The 21,143-nt window shown below is 71.7% G+C and carries 16 protein-coding genes; 8 read left to right on the top strand and 8 right to left on the bottom strand.

Features of this window, described 5'->3' with window-relative positions:
* The first annotated feature begins 273 nt into the window (after positions 1 to 273).
* Complete coding sequence (yicI, locus tag ACIA6T_RS06700) at positions 274 to 2,544, top strand: alpha-xylosidase (protein ID WP_399445462.1); 2,271 nt, start codon at positions 274 to 276, stop codon at positions 2,542 to 2,544.
* Positions 2,545 to 2,549: 5 nt separating this feature from the next.
* Here yicI and ppk2 read toward each other — a convergent pair whose 3' ends face one another.
* A complete protein-coding gene (gene ppk2 / locus ACIA6T_RS06705; protein WP_399445709.1) occupies positions 2,550 to 3,527 on the bottom strand; it encodes a polyphosphate kinase 2 in 978 nt (325 codons plus the stop codon).
* 200 nt (positions 3,528 to 3,727) lie between these two features.
* Here ppk2 and ACIA6T_RS06710 point away from each other — a divergent pair, with 200 nt between their 5' ends.
* Positions 3,728 to 4,522: an SDR family NAD(P)-dependent oxidoreductase gene (locus ACIA6T_RS06710; protein ID WP_399445463.1), complete on the top strand. Its 795-nt coding sequence runs from the start codon at positions 3,728 to 3,730 to the stop codon at positions 4,520 to 4,522.
* A 13-nt stretch (positions 4,523 to 4,535) separates the two neighbouring features.
* On the opposite strand, the gene ACIA6T_RS06715 is transcribed toward ACIA6T_RS06710, so the two are convergent.
* From ACIA6T_RS06715 to ACIA6T_RS06725, 3 genes are all read right to left on the bottom strand, one after another.
* Positions 4,536 to 5,282: a sulfite exporter TauE/SafE family protein gene (locus ACIA6T_RS06715; RefSeq protein ID WP_399445710.1), complete on the bottom strand. Its 747-nt coding sequence runs from the start codon at positions 5,280 to 5,282 to the stop codon at positions 4,536 to 4,538.
* Positions 5,283 to 5,411: 129 nt separating this feature from the next.
* A complete protein-coding gene (locus ACIA6T_RS06720) occupies positions 5,412 to 5,792 on the bottom strand; it encodes an SAM-dependent methyltransferase (protein WP_399445464.1) in 381 nt (126 codons plus the stop codon).
* A gap of 93 nt (positions 5,793 to 5,885) precedes the next feature.
* A complete protein-coding gene (locus tag ACIA6T_RS06725; protein ID WP_399445711.1) occupies positions 5,886 to 6,878 on the bottom strand; it encodes a LacI family DNA-binding transcriptional regulator in 993 nt (330 codons plus the stop codon).
* Between the two features lie 347 nt (positions 6,879 to 7,225).
* Between ACIA6T_RS06725 and ACIA6T_RS06730 the strand changes: the two genes are divergently transcribed.
* The 6 genes from ACIA6T_RS06730 to ACIA6T_RS06755 all read left to right on the top strand — a co-directional run bounded on the left by ACIA6T_RS06730 (position 7,226) and on the right by ACIA6T_RS06755 (position 15,513).
* Positions 7,226 to 8,152, top strand: coding sequence for a carbohydrate ABC transporter permease (locus tag ACIA6T_RS06730; protein WP_399445465.1), 927 nt, complete (start codon positions 7,226 to 7,228; stop codon positions 8,150 to 8,152).
* 4 nt (positions 8,153 to 8,156) lie between these two features.
* Positions 8,157 to 9,104: a carbohydrate ABC transporter permease gene (locus tag ACIA6T_RS06735; protein WP_399445466.1), complete on the top strand. Its 948-nt coding sequence runs from the start codon at positions 8,157 to 8,159 to the stop codon at positions 9,102 to 9,104.
* 89 nt (positions 9,105 to 9,193) lie between these two features.
* On the top strand, positions 9,194 to 10,531 hold the full coding sequence (locus tag ACIA6T_RS06740) for an ABC transporter substrate-binding protein (RefSeq protein ID WP_399445467.1): 1,338 nt from the start codon (positions 9,194 to 9,196) through the stop codon (positions 10,529 to 10,531).
* Positions 10,532 to 10,594: 63 nt separating this feature from the next.
* On the top strand, positions 10,595 to 12,637 hold the full coding sequence (locus ACIA6T_RS06745) for a beta-galactosidase (RefSeq protein ID WP_399445468.1): 2,043 nt from the start codon (positions 10,595 to 10,597) through the stop codon (positions 12,635 to 12,637).
* Between the two features lie 124 nt (positions 12,638 to 12,761).
* Positions 12,762 to 14,804 carry an RICIN domain-containing protein gene (locus ACIA6T_RS06750; protein WP_399445469.1) on the top strand — a complete coding sequence of 681 codons (2,043 nt, stop codon included), beginning with the start codon at positions 12,762 to 12,764 and terminating at the stop codon, positions 14,802 to 14,804.
* A 115-nt stretch (positions 14,805 to 14,919) separates the two neighbouring features.
* Positions 14,920 to 15,513 (top strand): sugar O-acetyltransferase, encoded by a 594-nt coding sequence (locus ACIA6T_RS06755; RefSeq protein WP_399445712.1) that lies wholly within the window; start codon positions 14,920 to 14,922, stop codon positions 15,511 to 15,513.
* A gap of 154 nt (positions 15,514 to 15,667) precedes the next feature.
* Here the strand turns inward: ACIA6T_RS06755 and ACIA6T_RS06760 are convergent, their stop codons facing one another.
* The 4 genes from ACIA6T_RS06760 to ACIA6T_RS06775 all read right to left on the bottom strand — a co-directional run bounded on the left by ACIA6T_RS06760 (position 15,668) and on the right by ACIA6T_RS06775 (position 20,832).
* Complete coding sequence (locus ACIA6T_RS06760) at positions 15,668 to 17,734, bottom strand: iron ABC transporter permease (RefSeq protein ID WP_399445470.1); 2,067 nt, start codon at positions 17,732 to 17,734, stop codon at positions 15,668 to 15,670.
* Between the two features lie 4 nt (positions 17,735 to 17,738).
* Positions 17,739 to 18,722 (bottom strand): ABC transporter substrate-binding protein, encoded by a 984-nt coding sequence (locus tag ACIA6T_RS06765; protein WP_399445471.1) that lies wholly within the window; start codon positions 18,720 to 18,722, stop codon positions 17,739 to 17,741.
* Positions 18,719 to 19,573 (bottom strand): ABC transporter ATP-binding protein, encoded by an 855-nt coding sequence (locus tag ACIA6T_RS06770; RefSeq protein WP_399445472.1) that lies wholly within the window; start codon positions 19,571 to 19,573, stop codon positions 18,719 to 18,721. Before ACIA6T_RS06770 ends, ACIA6T_RS06765 begins: the two co-directional genes overlap by 4 nt.
* An 80-nt stretch (positions 19,574 to 19,653) precedes the next feature.
* Positions 19,654 to 20,832 (bottom strand): spore photoproduct lyase family protein, encoded by a 1,179-nt coding sequence (locus ACIA6T_RS06775; RefSeq protein ID WP_399445473.1) that lies wholly within the window; start codon positions 20,830 to 20,832, stop codon positions 19,654 to 19,656.
* Between the last annotated feature and the right edge of the window lie 311 nt (positions 20,833 to 21,143).

Genomic DNA, 21,143 nt, shown 5'->3' on the forward strand with positions numbered 1-21,143 from the left:
ACCGGCTCAACGTGCGCTGAGCTGGTGACTCGTTCAGGAGGCAGGTGAAGCGCTTCGACTTGGGGCGGCTCTCGCCGAGGTGTTGCCTGGCGCTGCACCGGGTGTAATTTGTTTTGCCTGATTACTAATACGCCAGCGGAAGCGGGTCGCGCTAGCCCCCCAGCGATACGATCTGCTTGCGCCAAGGCGTGACAGGTTCTGCGTCTCCTGTCATAGTTCCTGGTCAGAAGCTTCCTTCCGAGCCTCTGCCGACCTCCCCCTCCGAGGAAGACCATGAAATTCACTGACGGCTTCTGGCGCATCCGCGACGGTGTCCAGATCTCGTACGCCACCGAAGTGCGCGATGTGCGCCCGGAATCGAAGCGCTTCACCGGCTACGCCGCCGTGAAGAAAGTGACACGCAGGGGCGACACCCTCAACGCGCCGCTGATCACGGTCGAGTGCTTCTCCCCCGCCGAGGGCGTGATCGGCGTCCGGGTCACCCACCACGCGGGCAAGTACCGGCCGGGTCCCGACTTCGCCCTCACCAAGGAGGCGGACGGCGCGGGGACGGTACGCCAGGACGGCACCGTCACCGAGCTGACCAGCGGCCCCCTGACCCTGCGACTGGACGGGGACGGCCCCTTCGGGCTCTCCTTCCACGACGCGGACGGACGCGAACTGACCCGCGCCGACGCCAAGAGCACCGCCTTCGCCACCACCGGCGAGGGAGCCCACCATGTGCTGAGCCGGCTGTCGCTCGGCGTCGGCGAGCAGATCTACGGCCTGGGCGAGCGCTTCACCCCGTTCGTCAAGAACGGCCAGACCGTCGACGTCTGGCAGGCCGACGGCGGCACCAGCAGCGAGCAGGCCTACAAGAACATCCCGTTCTACCTCTCCTCCCGCGGCTACGGCGTCTTCGTCAACCATCCCGGCGCCGTCTCCTTCGAGATCGGCTCCGAGTCCGTCGGGCAGGTCCAGTTCAGCGTCGAGGACCAGGCGCTGGAGTACTACGTCGTCGCAGGCCCCACCCCGAAGGACGTCCTCGGCCGCTACACGGCCCTCACCGGACGCCCGGCCCTCCCGCCGGCCTGGTCGTTCGGCCTGTGGCTCAGCACCTCCTTCACCACGTCGTACGACGAGGCGACGGTGACCTCGTTCGTCGACGGCATGGCCGAGCGCGGCATCCCGCTGTCGGTGTTCCACTTCGACTGCTTCTGGATGCGCGAGTACCAGTGGTGCGACTTCCAGTGGGACCCGGACGTCTTCCCCGACCCGGAGGGCATGCTGGCCCGGCTCAAGGAGAAGGGCCTGCGGATCAGCATCTGGATCAACCCGTACATCGCCCAGAAGTCCCCGCTCTTCGACGAGGCCGCCGCCCTCGGGCACCTGGTGCGCCGCCCGAACGGCGACGTGTGGCAGTGGGACCTGTGGCAGGCCGGCATGGGCCTGGTCGACTTCACCAGCCCCGACGCCCGCACCTGGTTCCAGTCGAAGCTCAAGCCGCTGCTCGACCAGGGCGTGGACACCTTCAAGACGGACTTCGGCGAGCGCATCCCCACCGATGTCGTCTGGCACGACGGCTCCGACCCGGAGCGGATGCACAACTACTACACCCACCTGTACAACCGGACGGTGTTCGAGCTCCTGGAGAAGGAGCGCGGGCAGGGTGAGGCGGTGCTCTTCGCCCGGTCCGCGACCGCCGGCGGCCAGCAGTACCCGGTGCACTGGGGCGGCGACTGCTGGGCGTCCTTCGAGGCGATGGCCGAGTCGCTGCGCGGCGGCCTGTCCCTGTCGCTGAGCGGGTTCGGCTTCTGGAGCCACGACATCGGCGGCTTCGAGGGCACACCCGTCCCCGAGGTGTTCAAGCGCTGGCTCGCCTTCGGCCTGCTCTCCTCGCACAGCCGGCTGCACGGCTCCACGTCGTACCGGGTGCCGTGGGAGTTCGGCGACGAGGCGGTCGACGTCGCCCGGCGGTTCACCCTGCTCAAGCACCGCCTGATGCCGTACCTGTACGGCGCCGCCGCCGAGGCCCACCGCACGGGCGTCCCGATGATGCGGCCCATGGTGCTGGAGTTCCCCCGGGATCCGGCGTGCCGCCCACTCGACCGCCAGTACATGCTGGGCCCCGACCTGCTGGTCGCGCCGGTGTTCAGCGAGGACGGCGAGGTGGAGGTCTATCTGCCCGAGGGCACCTGGACCCACCTGCTGAGCGGCGAGCGGGTCACCGGCCCCTGCTGGCGCACCGAACGGCACGGCTACGACAGCCTTCCGCTGTACGTCCGTGAGGGCGCCGTGCTGCCGCTGTCCGGCGACGACTCCCGGCCCGACGGCGACTGGCTGGACGCTCCGGTCCTGCTCGTGCACCCCCCGGCCGCGGCCGACTACGCGGCCGAGGTCACCGTGCCGGACACGGCGGGGCTGCCGGCCGCGACGTTCCGGGTCCGGCGGGACGGCGACGTCCTGCGGGTCACGGCGTCCGGGACCGACCGGCCGTTCACGGTGCGCGTGCCCGGCGGGGCCGAGGCACAGGGCTCGGGCGAGGTGACGCTGCCGCTGGGATGACGGGATCACGTATCCGGGTGACTGCCCGGGCCGTGGCCGGGTCCCGCCAGGGGGGTCGGTGAGAGGACCGCGGGTTCCTCACCGGCCTCCAGCAGGGTGTCCGCCGAGCCCACGATCAGCGGGTCCGGCTTGCCCAGGGCCTCGTGGTCCTTCGCCGGGTAGTCGCAGCGGTCGAGGAGACTGCGCATGGCCTCCAGCCGTCCCCGGCGCTTGTCGTTGTTCTTCACGACCGTCCACGGCGCGTGGGGCGTGTCCGTCGCCCGGAACATCTCGATCTTGGCCTCGGTGTAGTCGTCCCAGCGGTCGAGCGAGGCGAGGTCCATCGGCGTCAGCTTCCAGCGGCGCACCGGATCGACCTGGCGGATCGCGAACCGGGTCCGCTGCTCGGCCCGGGAGACGGAGAACCAGAACTTCACCAGCATGATGCCGTCGTCGGTGAGCAGCCGCTCGAACATGGGCGCCTGCTGGAGGAACTGGCGGTACTCGGCCTCCGTGCAGAAGCCCATGACCCGCTCGACGCCCGCGCGGTTGTACCAGGAGCGGTCGAAGAAGACGATCTCGCCGCAGGACGGCAGATGGGCCACATAACGCTGGAAGTACCACTGGCCCGACTCCCGCTCGGTCGGCTTCTCCAGGGCGACCACGCGGGCACCGCGGGGGTTGAGGCGTTCCATGAACCGCTGGATGGTGCCGCCCTTGCCGGCCGCGTCCCGTCCCTCGCAGAGCACCACGATGCGCTGACCGGTGTCCTTCACCCACCGCTGCATCTTCAGCAGTTCGATCTGCAGGATGCGCTTGGTGCGGTCGTACTCCGCCCGCTTGATCCTGCGGTCGTAGGGGTGGTTCTCCCGCCAGGTCTCGATCGGGGTGCCGTCGGCGTCGAGCAGCACGGGCCGCTCCGGGCGCCGGGCGTCCACCTCCAGCCCGTGCAGCAGATCGTCGCCGTTCCCACCGGCCCCGGCCTCCGTCCGACCGTCCGGCACGTCCGCGTGTTCGGCCGTCACGTCGTCTCCCGCCTTCTCACGAGTGCGTTATCAGAAGCGTATGCCCAACGGGCGGTTCGCGGTGATTCGACCACTGTTGCGGGGAAGGAGCAGGCGGAGCGTGTGCGCGGGCAGCACCTTCGGTCCGTGTTCGGGCATCGCATGCAGGCACTGGTACCCAGGTGGAGGAGAGACACGACGTGCAGATCGATCTCAAGGGCCGTACGGCGCTGGTCACCGGTTCCACCCAGGGCATCGGTGCGGCGATCGCCACCGGGCCGGCGCGGGCGGGCGCCCGGGTCGCGGTCAACGGGCGCTCCACCGAGCGCGTACGGGACAGCGCCGCCGCCCTCGAACGGGAGGTGCCGGGCGCCGACGTCGTACCGGTCGCTGCGGACGTGACCACCGAGGCGGGCGCCGGGCAGGTCGCCGAGGCGCTGCCGCGGGTGGACATCCTCGTCAACAACCTCGGCGTCTTCGGTTCCGCGGACCCGCTGGAGATCACCGACGACGAGTGGCGGCACTACTTCGAGGTGAACGTCCTGGCCGCCGTGGGGCTGACCCGGCTGTTCCTGCCGGGGATGACCGGGCGCGGCTGGGGGCGCGTCCAGTACATCGCCAGCGACTCGGCGATCGTCACCCCCGCCGAGATGATCCACTACGGCATGTCCAAGACGGCGCTGCTCGCGGTGAGCCGGGGTTTCGCCAAACAGGCGGCGGGCACGGGCGTCACGGTGAACTCGGTCATCGCCGGGCCCACCCGCACCGGCGGTGTGGAGGACTTCGTCCACGAACTGGTGGACCGCGGTCTTCCGTGGGACGAGGCGCGGCGTGCCTTCATGCGCGAGCACCGGCCGCAGTCGCTGCTGCAACGGCTGATCGAGCCGGAGGAGATCGCCCACACGGTCGTCTACCTCGGCTCCGACCAGGCCTCCGCGACGACCGGCGGGGCGCTGCGGGTCGACGGCGGCTACGTCGACCCGATCCTGCCCTGAGAGCGGGCTGTGGTCAGCGCAGCAGCTGGACGAGGGCGAGGGTGCCGATCGTGACGATGAGGGCGCGCAGCACCGCGGGGCTGAATTTGCGGCCGGTCCTGGCGCCGAGCTGGCCGCCGAGGGCGGAACCGACCGCGATGAGCGCGACGGCCGTCCAGTCGAAGTCGGCGACGAAGACGAAGAAGGCCGCGGCGACCGTGTTGACGATCGCGGCGAGCACGTTCTTGACGGCGTTGAGGCGTTGCAGCGGCTCGTCGATGAGCAGGCCCATCAGGGATATGTAGATGATGCCCTGCGCGGCGGAGAAGTAGCCGCCGTAGACGCTGGCCAGGGCCAGGCCGGCGGACAGCTGCCATCCGCCGTCGGGGCGGGAGGAGTGTCCCTTCGCGCGGCGGCCGCGCACCTTCTTGCCGATCAGGGGCTGGAACGCGACGAGGACGAGGGCGAGCCCCACCAGGGTCGGCACGATGGTCTCGAACGCCTCGGCGGGCAGGGCCAGCAGGAGCGTCGCGCCGCAGAGCCCGCCCAGCGCGGCGCCGACGCCGAACTTGCGGACGCGCCGGCCCTGGCCCGCGAGTTCCCTGCGGTAGCCGATGGCGCCGCTGACGGAGCCGGGGATCAGTCCGAGCGCGTTGGAGACCGTGGCGGTGACGGGGGACAGCCCGGTGGCGAGGAGCACGGGGAAGGTGACCAGCGTCCCCGAGCCGACGACCGCGTTCATGGCGCCGGCGCCGACGCCCGCCGCGAAGACGCCGGCCATCTCCGGCGGCGTCACGCCGTGGCTCCGGTCGCGTCGTCGCCGCCCGAGGGCGCCCGGTGCCGTTCGTGGTCCGAGGAAACGTTCATGTGAGGACGCTAGCCCGCTCGCCCTTCGGTGATCACCGAAGGGTCAGGAGAGACGCGCCACACCCGCGTGGATGCCGCTGTCCTCGGGCGGCGGCGCCGGGACGGTCCGGAACCACTCCGGCGCGGTCACCGGGCCGGGGCCGACGAGGTCCGGGCCGTCGAAGAAGCGGGCGGCCTCGGCACGGGTGCGGAGATCCGGGCGGCTGCCGGCACGGGCGTACTCCGCCGTGACCCGCCCGGCCGGCCGGCTCGGAGTGGAGGTCGTAGGCGGCGTGCGACAGCACGAGGAGACTGCCCGGCGGCAGCGCGGACCACGGTTCGCCGACGATGCCGAGGGGTCCTGGTCGTCGAGGAGCCAGTCGTGGACCCGTGCCGGGTGCGCCTTGCCGGTGTCGGTCCGCGGAGGGCGGGAGGGCGTGCCCATCGGCTGCTTCCGTCCCGGGAAGCGGACCGGGCGTGCCTGACGGTCATCAAGTCTCGCACGTCAACTGGTCTACGTAGGGAGGGAGTTCGGTGGTCAGGCGGTTACCGGCGGCGGTGCCGTGCTGGCGCGCCGCACCAGCCGGGTCGGGACGAGGGTGGTGCCCCGCTCGGGACCGTCCTGGCGCACCTTGCTCAGCACCGCCTGGACGCAGAGCCGGCCCACCTCGGCGAAGTCCTGGTGGAGGGTGGTCAGCGGGGGCAGGAAGGAGGACGCCTCGGGGATGTCGTCGAAGCCGATGACGCTGACGTCCTCGGGCACGCGCCGGCCGCGTTCGTGCAGGGCGCGCAACAGGCCCAGCGCCATCTGGTCGTTGGCGGCGAAGACGGCCGTGCACTCGTTCCTGGCCGCGAGTTCGAGGCCGGCCCGGTAGCCCGATTCCGCCGACCAGTCGCCCCGGACGAGGGGCGGCGGCACCCGTCCGGCCTCGGTGAGGGCCGCGCGCCAGGCGTCCGTACGACGCTGCGCGGCGAACGAGTCCTCGGGGCCGCCCAGATGCCACACCGTGCGGTGGCCGAGGCCGAGCAGGTGCTGGACGGCGGCGCGGGTGCCGCCCGCCTGGTCGGTGTCGACGACCGTGTAGTGGTCGCCGGCGTCGGAGTCGACCACCACGACCTGGACGTGCGGGGGCAGGGTGACGGTCGCCGCGTCCAGGAGGTGGACCTCCATGATGACGATCACGGCGTCGACGGCGAGTTCCTCCAGCCGGGAGAACGCCCCGCGCACCTCGTCCTGGGTGGGTACGGCGACCGGCAGCAGCGTCACCGCGTAGCCCTCGCGCGCGGCGGAGGTGGCGATCGCCTCCAGGGTGCGGACGTTGCCGGTGGTGGACAGGGTGAAGGTGATGACGCCGATGGTGCGGAACTCGCCGCGTTTGAGGGCGCGGGCCGCGCTGTTGGGCCGGTAGCCGAGTTCCTTCATCGCGGCCAGCACCTGACGGCGGGTCTCCTCGGTGACCCCCGCGTAGCCGTTGGAGACACGGGAGACGGTCTGCGAGGAGACTCCCGCGAGCCGGGCCACGTCCGCCATGGAGGCCGTGGTGCGGGCACCGCCCCGGGTGCGGCGCGCGGCGCCGCCGGTCGTGGCGTCGGCAGCCTCGGCGGGGCCGGGTGCGTCCGCCGGCGTTCTCTCGGCCGTGTCCACTCGCCGTCAGCCGCCTTCCTGTCACCGCTCGCGTCACGGTTTCCCAAGGGACCCTTGACCGTTCTCAGGAGGGCGGTGTAAACATTCCGCCATCCGATGTTTACGTAAACATAACAGCTCCCCGGCGCTTCGCGGCAGTCGATGTTTACGCAAACATCATGTGCAGGGGGCATGCCGTCCGGCTCACGCGCCGGGCGGCGGCCGGTCCGGAACGGTGACGAGCGAGGAACGACATGACGACGCTGCAACCGCCGGTGGCCGCCGAGGCGCGGCCGGCCCCGCCCCCGGCGAGACGGGACCGCCGCTCCTGGACGGGGTGGGGCTTCATCGGTCCCTTCGTGGCCGTGTTCGCCCTGGTCTTCCTGGCACCGATCGCGTACTCGATCTATCTGAGCCTCTTCCGCGACCAGCTCATCGGCGGGACCACCTTCGTCGGCCTCGACAACTACGAACAGGCGCTCCAGGACGACCGGTTCTGGGCGGCCCTCGGCCGGGTCTCGCTCTTCCTCTGCGTCCAGGTGCCGATCATGCTCGGCATCGCGCTGCTGGTGGCCCTGGCCCTGGACAGCGGCCGGCTCTACGGCAAGGGCTTCTTCCGCATCACGATCTTCCTGCCGTACGCGGTGCCCGCCGTGGTCGCCACCCTGATGTGGGGCTTCATGTACGGCACGAAGTACGGCCTGGTCGGCGACATCAACGGGGCGTTCGGCGTCTCGCTGCCCGACCCGCTCTCCTCCGACCTGGTGCTGGCGTCCATCGGCAACATCGTCACCTGGGAGTTCGTCGGCTACAACATGCTGATCTTCTACTCGGCGCTGCGCGTCATACCGAACTCCCTGTACGAGGCGGCGGAGATCGACGGCGCCGGACAGATCCGCGTGATCACCGCGATCAAGCTGCCCGCGATCCGGGGCGCCCTGGTCATCGCGACGATCTTCTCCATCATCGGCAGCTTCCAGCTGTTCAACGAGCCGAACATCCTGCGTCCGCTCGCCCGCAACGCCCTCACCACCGACTACACGCCGAACTTCTACACGTACTCGCTGTCCTTCAACGGCCAGCAGCACAACTACTCCGCGACGGTGGCCATCATCATGGGCCTGATCACGATGGCGATCGCCTACGTCGTGCAGCTGCGCGGCATGCGCAAGGGAGCGTGACCCGATGAGCAGCCCTCTCACCACCGCCTCCCCGGCCGCACCCGCCAAGGCCTCCGGTACCGGCCGCAGCACGCCACGGCTGCGCGGGACGCGCAGGCACTCCGCCGACAAGCCCAGGCGCAGCGTGCTGCTGACCGTGCTGACCTCTCTGGTCGTCGTCTACACCGTCGTGCCGCTGACCTGGCTGATCGTCAACGCCACCAAGACGCAGGCGGGTCTGGCCGACTCGTCCGGGATGTGGTTCGCCGACGACTTCGCGCTGTGGGACAACATCCGCGACACGTTCACCTACCACGACGGCATATTCACGCGCTGGCTGCTGAACACCCTGCTGTACGTGGTGCTGGGCGCCGGCGGGGCCACCCTCCTCGCGGTCCTCGGCGGTTACGCGCTGGCGAAGTTCGACTTCCCCGGCAGGCGCGGCGTCTTCGCCACGGTCATCGGCGCGGTGGCGGTCCCCGGCACGGCCCTCGCGGTGCCCACCTTCCTGATGTTCAGCAAGATGGGCCTGACCGACACCCCGTGGGCGGTGATCATCCCCTCGCTGGTCTCGCCGTTCGGCCTGTACCTGATGTGGGTGTTCGCCACCGAGGCCATCCCCACCGAACTCCTCGAGGCAGCCCGCATCGACGGGGCCGGCGAGGCGCGCACCTTCTTCACCGTCGCCCTCCCGCTGCTCGCCCCCGGCATCGTGACCGTGCTGCTGTTCACCACGGTCGCCACCTGGAACAACTACTTCCTGCCGCTGATCATGCTCAAGGACCCGGACTGGTACCCGCTGACGCTCGGTCTGAGCGCGTGGAACTCCCAGGCCGAGACCGTCGGTGGCGAGGTCATCTTCAACCTGGTGATCACCGGTTCGCTGATCACCATCCTGCCGCTCATCGCCGCGTTCCTGCTGCTCCAGAAGTACTGGCAGTCGGGTCTCGCCGCGGGCAGCGTCAAGGAGTGACCGCGCGGCTCCCGGCCGCCCCCTCAGCCCCGCCCCCCGCACCACCACCCTCGTCCCCGTCCCACCCACGAAGAAGTGGAAGCACCCTCATGCGCAGAAACACCGGCCGCCTGCTGCGCGGCATCGCCCTTCTGTCCGCCGTGGCCCTGGGCGCCACCGCCTGCGGCGGCTCCGACGACGACTCCACCGACAAGGCGGTCTCCGCCTCGGACGTCCAGGCGGCCCTGAAGAAGGGCGGCACGGTGACGGTGTGGGCCTGGGAGCCCACGCTGAAGACGGTCGCCGCCGATTTCGAGAAGAAGTACCCGAAGGTCAAGATCAACCTCGTCAGCGAGCGGTCGGGCGACAAGCACTACACCGCGCTGTCGAACGCGATATCGGCCGAGAAGGGCGTCCCGGACGTCGCGCAGGTCGAGTACTTCGCGGTGAACCAGTACGCCCTCGGCAAGGGCCTCACCGACCTGGCCCCCTTCGGCGCCGACAAGCTGGCCTCCGCGTACACGCCCGGTCCGTGGAACGCCGTGAGCGAGGACGAGGCGGTCTACGGCCTGCCGATGGACTCCGGCCCGATGGCGATGTTCTACAACAAGAAGGTCTTCGACAAGTACAAGATCGCCGTCCCGACCACCTGGGACGAGTACGTCGACGCCGCGCGCAAGCTGCACAAGGCCGACCCCAAGGTCTACATCGCCAACGACGCCGGCGACGCCGGCTTCACCACCAGCCTGCTGTGGCAGGCCGGTTCGCGTCCGTACAAGGTCGACGGCACCAACGTGAAGATCGACTTCAGCGACGCGAAGGCCAAGAAGTACACGGACACCTGGCAGAAGCTCATCGACGAGAAGCTCCTCGCCCCGGTCTACGGCTGGACCGACGAGTGGTACAAGGGCCTGGGCGACGGCAGCATCGCCACCCTGACCATCGGTGCCTGGATGCCCGCCAACTTCGTCAGCGGCGTGCCGAACGCGGCCGGCGACTGGCGCGCGGCCCCGATGCCGGCCTGGACCAAGGGCGACAAGGCCAGCGCGGAGAACGGAGGCAGCTCGCTGACCCTGCCCTCGCTCGGCAGGAACAAGGAACTCGCCTACGCCTTCGTGGAGTACGCGAACTCCGGTGACGGCGTCCGGACCCGCGTCGAGGAGGGCGCCTTCCCGGCGACCAAGGCGGAACTGCGGTCCGCGGAGTTCCAGAGCACCAAGTTCGACTACCTGGGCGGTCAGGAGGCGAACAAGATCTTCGCCGAGTCCGCCGCGAACGTCGCCAGCGACTGGTCGTACCTGCCGTTCCAGCAGTACGCCCACTCGGTCTTCAACGACACGGTCGGCAAGGCCTACGTCTCGGACACCACGCTCGCGGACGGTCTGAAGGCCTGGCAGGACGCCTCGGTCAAGTACGCCGAGGAGCAGGGCTTCACCGTCGAGAAGTAGCACACGCCGGGCGGCGCGCACCATCCCGCGCGCCGCCCGACGCCCCCACCCGGAAGGACCGCCATGATCTCCACCCTCCTGTCCCGCACCGGCGGGGCGGACGGTGACCCCGCCCCCCGTCTCGTCTACGGCGCCGACTACAACCCCGAGCAGTGGCCCCGCACCGTGTGGGAGGAGGACGTCCGGCTGATGCGCGAGGCCGGCGTGAACCTCGTGTCCGTGGGGATCTTCTCCTGGGCCCGGCTGCAACCGGCCGAGGACACCTGGGACTTCGCCTGGCTCGACGAGGTGATGGACCTGCTGCACCAGGGCGGCGTCGGCGTCGACCTCGCCACCGCCACCGCCTCCCCGCCGCCCTGGCTCACCACGGCCCACCCGGAGATCCTCCCGGTCACGGCCACCGGCGAGACGCTGTGGCCGGGGGCGCGCCAGCACTGGCGCCCCACCTCGCCCGTCTTCCGCCGGTACGCGCTGCGCCTGGTCCGGGAGCTGGCGACCCGGTACGCCGGTCACCCGGCGCTCGTCGCCTGGCACGTCAACAACGAGCTGGGCTGCCACAACGTCTACGACTACTCCGACGACGCGGCCCGCGCCTTCCGGGACTGGCTGCGCTCCCGCTACACCACGCTGGAGGCGCTCAACACCGCCTGGGGCACGGCCTTCTGGTCGCAGCGGTACACCGACTGGGAGCAGATCCTGCCGCCCCGGCTGGCCGCCTCCCACCCCAACCCCACCCAGCAGCTCGACTTCAAGCGGTTCTCCTCGGACGCGCTGAAGGACCATCTGCGCGCCGAGCGGGAGATCCTGCGGGAGCTCACCCCGGACGTCCCCGTCACCACCAACTTCATGGTGATGGGCGGCACCAAGGGCATGAACTACCCCGACTGGGCCGACGAGATCGACTTCGTCTCCAACGACCACTACGTGCACCCCGGCCCGCAGGACCGCGACGAGCTGTCCTTCTCCGCCAACCTCACCAGCGGCATCTCCGGCGGGCGGCCCTGGTTCCTGATGGAGCACTCCACCAGCGCCGTCAACTGGCAGCCCGTCAACGTGGCCAAGCGCCCCGGCGACCTGACCCGCGACTCGCTGCTGCACGTCGCCCACGGCGCCGACGCGGTCTGCTTCTTCCAGTGGCGGCAGTCGGCGGCGGGTGCCGAGAAGTACCACTCGGCGATGGTTCCGCACGCCGGTGCGGACAGCGAGCTGTTCCGCGCGGTGACCGCCCTCGGCGCCACCCTCAAGGACCTCGCCCCGCTCGCCGGGTCCGAGCGGGAGCCCGCCCGGGTCGGCATCCTCTACGACTGGGAGTCGTGGTGGGCGAGCGAGCAGGACTCCCACCCCACCTCCCTGCTCGACTACCGGCAGGAGGCGCTCGACTGGTACTCGGCGCTCCTCGCCCTCGGCGTCCGCGCCGACCTCGTCACCACCCGGGCCGATCTGCACCGCCACCAGGTGCTGATCGCCCCCGTGCTGCACGTGGTCCCGGCCGACCTGGCGAAGACCCTCACCCGGTACGCCGAACAGGGCGGCCATCTGATCACCACGTACTTCTCCGGTGTCGTCGACGAGCACGACCACGTCTGGCTCGGCGGCTATCCGGGCGCCCTGCGGGACCTGCTCGGCATCCGCGTCGAGGAGTTCGGGCCACTGCTCGCCGGTGACCGTGTGGAGCTCGACGACGGCACGACCGGCGTCCTGTGGACCGACCGGATCACCGTGACCGGCGACGGGACGGAGGTGCTGGCCCGCTACCGCACCGGCGAGCAGTCGGGCCGGCCCGCCGTCACCCGGCGGCCGACGGGCGGGGGTTCCGCCACGTACGTCTCCACCCGGCTCGGTGTCGAGGGGCTCACCTCGCTGCTGCCCCGGCTGCTGGAGCGGGCCGGGGTGGAGAGCGAACTGCCCGCCTCGGTACGCGGGTCGGTCGAGCCGGTCGTACGCCGGGGTGCCGAGGGCCGGTTCCTGTTCCTGGTGAACCGGACCGACGACACCGTCGCGGTGCCCGGCCTCGACGGGGAGGTGCTCGTCGGCACCACCGGCGCCGACGGCGTCCTCACGCTCGGGCCCCGCGCGGTCGCCGTACTGCGGCAGCCGGCCGCCTGACACCCGCCCCACCACTCCCCGGAACGGCACGCACCCGTTCCGGGGGCCGTCCCCTCCCGCCGGCAGCGACCGCGGCCGGAGGTCCACCGAAGCGCGACCACACCTCACCGTTGGGAGCACACCGATGGCACGCCGCACCCGCAACAGACGGCTCCTCACGGCCGCCGGGCTCACCGCAGCCCTGGCCACCGGGGCCGCCCTGATCCCCGGGCCGACGTCCGCCGCCGCCCAGGCAGCGGACATCCCCTCCGTCACCGTCCGGCCCGACCCCTCCTACCAGCAGGAGGAGTTCGAGGGCTGGGGCACCAGCCTCGTCTGGTTCGCCAACGCCACCGGCGACTACCCGCCGGAGATCCGCGAGAAGCTCGCACGGCTCCTGTTCGGCGACGACGGTCTCGCCCTGAACATCGCCCGCTACAACGTCGGCGGCGGCAACGCCCCCGACGTGAAGGACTACCTGCGCGCCGGCGGCGCGGTCGAGGGCTGGTGGAAGGCGCCCGCGGGCACCACCCGCGAGGACACCGGCTGGTGGGACGCCGAGGACCCCGCCGACTGGAACGAGAACGCCGACGCCACCCAGCGCTGGTGGGTGGACCGCATCAAGAAGGACATCACCCACTGGGAGACCTTCAGCAACTCCCCGCCCTGGTTCATGACGGTCAGCGGCTATGTGTCCGGCGGGTTCGACGCCACCGCCGACCAGCTGAAGACCGAGTCGGTCGACGACTTCGCCGCCTACCTGGCGGGCGCCACCAAGCGGCTGGAGAAGGCGCACGGCATCGAGGTCGACACCGTCGACCCCTTCAACGAGCCGAACACCAACTACTGGAGCACCCGCCTCGGCGCGGACGGCGAACCCGTCGGCGGACGCCAGGAAGGCGCCCACATCGGCCCCGGACTCCAGGAGAAGGTGCTCCACGCGCTCGCCCCGGCGCTGAAGAAGGCGAAGACCAAGGCGGAGATCTCCGCCATGGACGAGACCAACCCGTCGATCTTCGCGCAGAACTGGAACACCTACTCGCCCGAGACGCGTGACCTCGTCGGCCAGATGAACGTCCACACCTACGGCACCGGTCAGCGCACCACCGTGCGCGACATCGCCAAGGCCGAGGACAAGCGGCTGTGGATGAGCGAGGTCGAGGGCGACTGGGGCGACGGACAGAGCTTCACGGACATGCGTCCCGGTCTCGGCCTCGCCCAGCGCATCGTCGACGACCTGCGTGAACTGGAACCGCGCGCCTGGGTGTTCTGGCAGCCCGTCGAGGACCACGACAACATGAAGCCCGGCGGCGAGTCCGCCAAGGGCGGCAACTGGGGCGAGATCCAGCTCCCCTTCAGCTGCACCTCCGAGGACACCCTCGAGACCTGCCCCATCCACACGAACACCAAGTTCGACACCGCCCGCAACTTCACCCACTTCATCAAGCCGGGCGACCGGCTGATCAAGGTGGACGACACCTCCAGCGCGGCGGCGGTGACGAAGAACGGCAAGGGCGCCTCACTCGTCCACGTCAACAGCACCACCGAGGCCCGCAACGTCACCCTCGACCTGTCCAAGTTCCGCACCGTCAGCCGCGACGCGACCGTCACCCCTGTGGTGACCAGCGCCGACGGCAAGCTGGAGCGGCACCGGGCCGTCAAGGTCACCGACCGCGCGGCCACCTTCGCCGTGCCCGCCCAGTCGGTGACGTCCTTCGAGGTCAAGGGCGTCTCCGGCGTCGCGAAGGACGCCCCGCTGCTGCGCAAGGGCCACACCTACACCCTGACCGGTGTGCAGAGCGGCAAGGCGGTCACCGTCGCGGACGACGGCACGCACCTCGTCATCGGCACCGGTGACGACTCGGTCTCCCAGCGGTGGCGGTTGAGCGCGGTGCGCCCCGACGACGGCGTGCGGGAGCGCTACGAGTTCACCAACCCGGTGGACGGCGAGCGGCTGACCGTACGGGACGACGTGCCGGTGGCCGAGCCCGACACCGGAAAGCGCGACCCGGCCGCCGAGTGGATCCTGTCGTCCACGGGCGACGGCACCTGGACCCTGGTCAACGCGGCCACCGGGCGCCTCCTGGAGGTCGGCGGACAGGCCACGCACGAGGGTGCGGCGGTCACGACGTGGCAGCCCAACTCCGGTTCCAACCAGCGCTGGACGGTCACGGACGTCACGGACTGACCGATCCGCCCGCATCCGGCCGCACCACCGCCCGGTGGTGCGGCCGGACCGCTTCCACGACCCCCATGGAGAACCAGTGGCACACGACGACGCCGAGCGCGAGGTGCGCCGCCGCATGGCGGCCCACGAGCTGTACACCGACTCGGCGCCCGGCCTCGGACCGCTCGAGGAACAGCGGCTGCGCGGCAAGGAACTCGCCGCCGAGTACAACGGCACCGGACCGCGCGACGAGGAGGCCCGCCGCGCCCTGCTGGGCGAACTGCTCGGCTCGGTGGGCCGGGGCGTGTGGATCGAACCGCCGTTGCACGTCGCCTACGGCCGTCATGTGCACCTCGGCGACGACGTGTACGTCAACTTCGGCCTCACCCTGGTCGACGACGTCGAGGTCTTCGTCGGCGACCGCGTGATGTTCGCACCCCATGTCACCATCAGCACCACCGGCCATCCCGTCCACCCCGAACTGCGCCGGGACGGCAGCCAGTTCTCGGCGCCGGTGCGCATCGAGGACGACGTGTGGGTCGGGGCCGGCGCGGTGATCCTGCCCGGGGTGACCGTCGGGCGGGGCTCGGTCGTCGGCGCGGGCAGTGTGGTGACCGCCGATGTGCCGCCGATGACCGTCGTCGCCGGGACCCCGGCCCGCGTACTGCGGCCGATCACCGACGCGGACCGGGAGTGGACGTACCGGCCGCCGGGTACCGCGCGGAGCTGAGCGCGCGCCCCGGCGCCGTGGCTCCTCCTCCCCCGGCCGTCCCTCCGGCTGCCCGTTCTCGGCCGTCTGCGCCCGCCACGGCTTCGGCCACCGTTCACCGGGTCCGGGCCCGCCGCCGCCGGCCGTCCGGCGGCGGGCCGCCGGTCCGCGCGGACTACCGGCGGCTGCGCACCAGCACGTACAGGAAGTACGGCGTTCCGATCACGGCCGTCATCAGGCCGGCGCCCAGCTGGGCGGGGGCGATCACGGTGCGGCCCAACAGGTCGGCCGTGCACACCAGTACGGCGCCGAGGAGCAGCGCGACCGGCAGGACGCGGGTGTGCCGCCGTCCGACGAGGGCGCGTGCCGCGTGCGGGGCGACCAGGCCGACGAAGCCGATGGTGCCCGCGGCGGCGACGGCGGTGGCGCTGAGCAGCACGCTCAGCACGAGGAAGCCCAGCCTTCCACGCCCCAGGTCGAGTCCGAGCAGCCGGGGGGTGTCCTCGTCGAGGGAGACCAGGTCGAGTTCCCGGTGCCGTACGCCGGCCACCGCGACGCCGACGGCGAGGACGGCCGCGAGGGGGAGGACGTCGGGCATGGTCCGGCCGTACGTGGAGCCCGACAGCCAGGTGAGGGCCTTGGTCGCGTTGAACGGGTCGGTGAGCACGATCAGCAGGCTGATCAGGGCCGTCGTCGCGGTCGCGGCACCGATGCCGACGAGCACCAGCCGGTTCTGCTGGTAGCCCCCGCGCGCGGCGAGGCCGAACACGACGACCGCGGTGACCGCGGATCCCGCGAAGGCCGCCCCGGCGACGCCCCACCCCCCGACGACGGGGACCGTCGTCACGAGGATCACCGCGCCGAGCGCGCCACCGCCGGAGACGCCCAGGACGGCGGGTTCCGCCAGCGGGTTGCGGGTGACGGCCTGCACCAGGGTTCCGGCCAGCGCGAGCGCCGCCCCGGCGAGGAGCGCGGCGGACACCCGGGGCATACGGGTGTCCAGCACGAAGGAGACGGTCCTGCCCGCCCTGCCCTGCGCCCAGTTGACCACGTCGCCCAGCAGCAGCTTGCTGTCGCCCAGCAGGACGGCGGCGACGGCGACGCCGACCAGGACGACCGTCAGCACGGTGAGCGTGGTGAGGAAGACGGCGCGGCTGCGGATGCGGAGCTTGTCCGGCGCGGCGGCGCCGGCGGTGTCGCGGAGCCGGGCCGCCATCACCACCAGGAACGTCGCACCGACGAGGCTGGTGACCACGCCGGTGGGGACGGCGACCGCGGTGTCCGCGTCGACGAACGTCCGCAGCAGCACGTCCGCCCCGAGTACCAGCGCGGCGCCGACGAGGCCCGCGACCGGCACGCCCGCCCGCAGCCGCCGCAGCCCCCGGACCCGGCGGGCGAGCGGGCGGGCGAGGGCCGGGGCGCACAGGCCGACGAAGCCGATCGGGCCGGCCAGGGTGACGGCCGCAGCGGAGAGCAGGGTCGCCAGGACGACGGCCGTGACGCGGGTGGCCCGCACCGGGACGCCGAGTCCGCGGGCCGCGTCGTCGCCGAGGGCGAGGGCGTCGACCCGGCGGGCGATGAGCAGCAGGCCGGCGAGTCCGGCGACGGCGACGGGCAGCATCTGCAGGACACCGTCGAAGCCGTTCTGGCCGATGTTGCCCTGGTTCCACTGGTAGAGGCCCTCGGTCTGCTGCGGGAACAGCAGGAGCAGCCCCTCGGTGACGGCGGTGAGCCCGAGGGCGAGCGCGGTACCGGCGAGCACCAGCCGTACGGTGCCGGCGCCGAGCCCCGACAGTCCGAGGACGACGGCCGCCGCCGCGAGCCCGCCGGCGAAGGCGATGCCCGAGGAGGCGAGCAGCGGCAGGGACACGCCGGTGACGGCGGCGATGCCGAGGGCGAAGTAGGAGCCCGCGTTGACGGCGAGGGTGTCCGGGGAGGCCAGGACGTTGCGGCTGACGGCCTGCAGGGCGACGCCGGCCATGCCGAGGGCCGCGCCCACGAGGAGCCCGGCGGTCATGCGGGGCAGCCGTGAGGCGATGACGACGGACGCGTCGGCCGGGTCGGCCCGTCCGGTGAGGGCCTTGAGGACCTCGGCCGGGCCGACCGCGGCGGTGCCCTGGGTGATGTCGACGACGGCGAGGGCCGCGACCAGGAGCACGAGCGCGGTCGTCACCGCGGCCGCGCCGGTCCGGGACGACACCGTCGCCGGACGGGCGGTGGGAGTGGTGGCGGTGACGGCCATCGCGCTACTTCGTCAGCGAGGCGACGAGGGAGTCGGCGTACGCCTCCATCGAGCCGGTGCCGCCGAACATCCAGATGCCGTCGTCCAGCCGGTGGACGTCACCGGACTTCACGAACGGCAGGGACTTCCACACCGAGTTGTCGGCGAGCTCCTTGCCGAAGGGGTCGCTGGCGGCGTCGCCGTCGTTGCCGATGTAGGCGAAGTGCACCTTGCCCAGGTCGGTCAGTCCCTCGACGTCGGTGGCGGCCAGGCCGTAGGCCTCGTCGCCCTTCTGCTTCCAGGCGTTCTTCAGTCCGAGCCGCTCGTTGACGGCGCCGATCAGCGAACCGGAGGTGTAGGGGCGCAGGGAGACCTGGTTGGAGGCGACGTAGCCGTCGGCGAAGGCGATCTCCGCGCCGTCCAGGCCGGCGTCGGCGAGGGCCTTCTGCCCCTCGGCGAGCTTGGCGTCGAAGTCCTTCTTCAGCGTGGCCGCGCGCTCGGTGGTGCCGGTGGCCTCGGCGATGAGGTCGACGCTCTTCAGCATCTGCCCGATCGGGTCGGCGGCGTCGGCGGACTTCACCCCCAGGACCGGGGCGACCTTGCGCAACTGCTCGACGACGTCGGGCTGCAGGTCGGTGGTGGCGACGATCAGGTCCGGCTTGAGCGAGGCGATGGTGTCCATGCTGGGCTCGCCGCGGGTGCCGATGTCCGTGGGCTCGTTCTTGAGCGGGACGGCGGCGTCCCAGGTCTTGTAGCCCTTGACGTCGGCGACGCCCACCGGGTCGACGCCGAGGGAGACCAGGTGCTCGACGACGTTCCACTCGGTGCCGACGACCTTCTTGGCGGGGCCGTCGAGTTCCACCTTCGCGCCGGTGGCGTCGGTGAGGGTGATGGCCTGCGCGGACTCCTTGGCGCCGGCGTCGTCGGCGGCGGGTTCGGTGGTGCCGCAGGCCGCCAGCAGGAGGGTGGCGGCGGTGGCCAGGGGCGCGGTGAGCAGGAGGCGTCTCATGAGGTGGTGCCGAGCCTTTCGCTTCGGGTGTGGTGACGGCCGAGGGCGCGGGTGCGCAGCCGGCCGGTGAGGGGGTCGGTGTCGACCTCGATCCGGATGCCGTAGACCTCGGTCAGGCGCTCCGGGGTGAGGACGTCCTCGGGCGGGCCCTCGGCGACGACGCGTCCGGCCGCGAGGAGCACGATCCGGTCGGCGACGGCCGCCGCCTGGTCGAGGTCGTGCAGGACGACACCGACGGCGATGCCGTGTTCGTCGGCCAGGTCGCGCATGAGGTCGAGGAGTTCGACCTGGTAGCGCAGGTCGAGGTAGGTGGTCGGTTCGTCGAGGAGGAGGACGCCGGTCTCCTGGGCGAGACAGCCGGCCAGCCACACGCGCTGGAGCTGTCCTCCGGAGAGGTGTTCGGCTCCGCGGTCGGCGAGTTCGGCGACGCCGGTGAGGGCGAGGGCGCGGTCCACGGCGGCGCGGCCGCCGGGGTCCGTGCCGCCCCATCGGCCGCGGTGCGGGTAGCGGCCGAACTCGACGACGTCCCGCACGCTGAGACCGCTGGGGGTGGGGCGTCCCTGGAGCAGCAGGGCGACGCGGCGGGAGAACTCCCGGGGGCCCAGGGCCAGCGCGTCGATGCCGGCGTCGATCGTGAGCGTGGCGCTCCGCGGCCGTTGCAGCCGGGCGACGGTGCGCAGCAGGGTCGACTTGCCGCTGCCGTTCGGACCCACCAGGGCGGTCACTTCGCCGGGCCGCAGGGTCAGCGCCGCGTCGTGCACGACGTCGGTGCCGTCGTACGCCACGGTCACGTCGGTGGCCGACAGTTGATGGCCGCGCGGGCTCAGGGCCGCCTCTTCAGCAGGAATCACAAGGCAAGGTTAGCCTACCCTTAATTCCCGTTATCAGGGGGTGACCTGGGAGAAAGCCGGAACGGGTTGGTGCCGGTCCGTCAGAAGGCGTAGCGGATATCGAGCCAGGGTGTGTGCCGGGTGGCCAGTTCACGCAGGTCCGCGAGGGCGCGGCGCTTGATGTCGGCGCGGTAGCGGAGGTTGAGGGCGCCGTTCTGGGAGCGTTTGGTCTCCTGCGCGGCGGGCTGCCACAGCACGTCCTCGCCGCGCGGATGCCAGCGGAGGTTGACCTCGTGCAGGTCCGCGTTGTGGGTGAGCATGATGACTTCGGCGCGGGCCTGCCGCTTCACGCGCTCGGGCAGTACGTCGTCCATGTGCCGCAGCAGCCCGGTCCAGGCGTCCTGCCAGCCGGGGCGGACGACGACGGGTGAGAGGTTGAAGTGCACCTCGTAACCGGCGTCGAGGAAGTCCGCGGCGGCGGCGATCCGTTGGTCGACCGGGCTGGTGCGCAGGTCCAGCAGGCGCGAGTCGTCGGCCGGCATCACCGAGAACCGGATACGGGTGCGGCCGCGCGGGTCGAGCTCCAGCAGGTCGGGGTTGACGAACTTGGTCGCGAAGGACGCCTTCGCGGTGGGCCAGTCGCGGAAGGCGCGCACCAGGTCGGCGGTGTTGTCGCAGACGAGGGCGTCGACGGAGCAGTCGCCGTTCTCCCCGATGTCGTACACCCATGCCTCGGGGTCGCACTGGTTGGGCTCCGGTTTGGGGCCCTGGGCGGCGACGTGGCGGCCGAGGTGGGCGATGATCCGGTCGATGTTGGTGAAGAGGGTGATCGGGTTGGCGAAGCCCTTGCGGCGGGGGACGTAGCAGTACACGCAGGACAGGGCGCAGCCGTTGGACGGGCCGGGGGCGATCCAGTCGGCGGAGCGGCCGTTGGGGCGGGTGGTGAGCGTCTTCTTCACGCCCAGGACGAGGGTCTCGCGCTTGATCCGCATCCAGCGGCCGGCGCTGCCCTCGTTGCCGTGCAGCTCGGGGATGCGCCAGTGGGAGTCCGTCTCGATCAGCCGGGCCCCGGGGAACCGGGCGAGGATCTGCCGCCCGCGGGGCGAGGCGGCGGCGGCCGGTTCGGCGTGGATCTCCCGGATCGCGAGAAGCCGGCGCGCCTGCGCGGAGTCCCGGAAGGCGGAAACGGACGGCGCCGGCCCGGCCGCCGGTGCCGGCAGCTCGTCGATACCGAAGAGCGGCTCCTGGGAGCCGGGGGGCGGGGACGGATGGTGGCGCATGTACGGGTCGGCTTCCCGGGTGCGGAGACGGTACGGAACGCCCGCCGACCGGTTTCCACGGAACCCGGCAGGTGAGGGCCGTCCTCCCCACTGTACGGCGACGGGGCCGGCCCCCACCGCCGGGCGGACCGTGGAAGCGCCGACGCCCGGCCACGCCCGCCGCGGGCAGCCGTCCCGCGGGCCGGCGGGAGCCCCCTCCCCCGCGCGAGCGGGGAAGGGGGGCACGGCCTGCAGCACCGGCGCCCCAAGGTCCGGCCGCGACCGCCGTGAGCGGTCGGCCCGCCGTGGGCGGCTGTCCACCGCGGGCAGTC

Origin of the sequence: Streptomyces sp. NPDC051740, from assembly GCF_044453165.1 — a bacterium.
Classification (GTDB): domain Bacteria; phylum Actinomycetota; class Actinomycetes; order Streptomycetales; family Streptomycetaceae; genus Streptomyces; species Streptomyces atrovirens.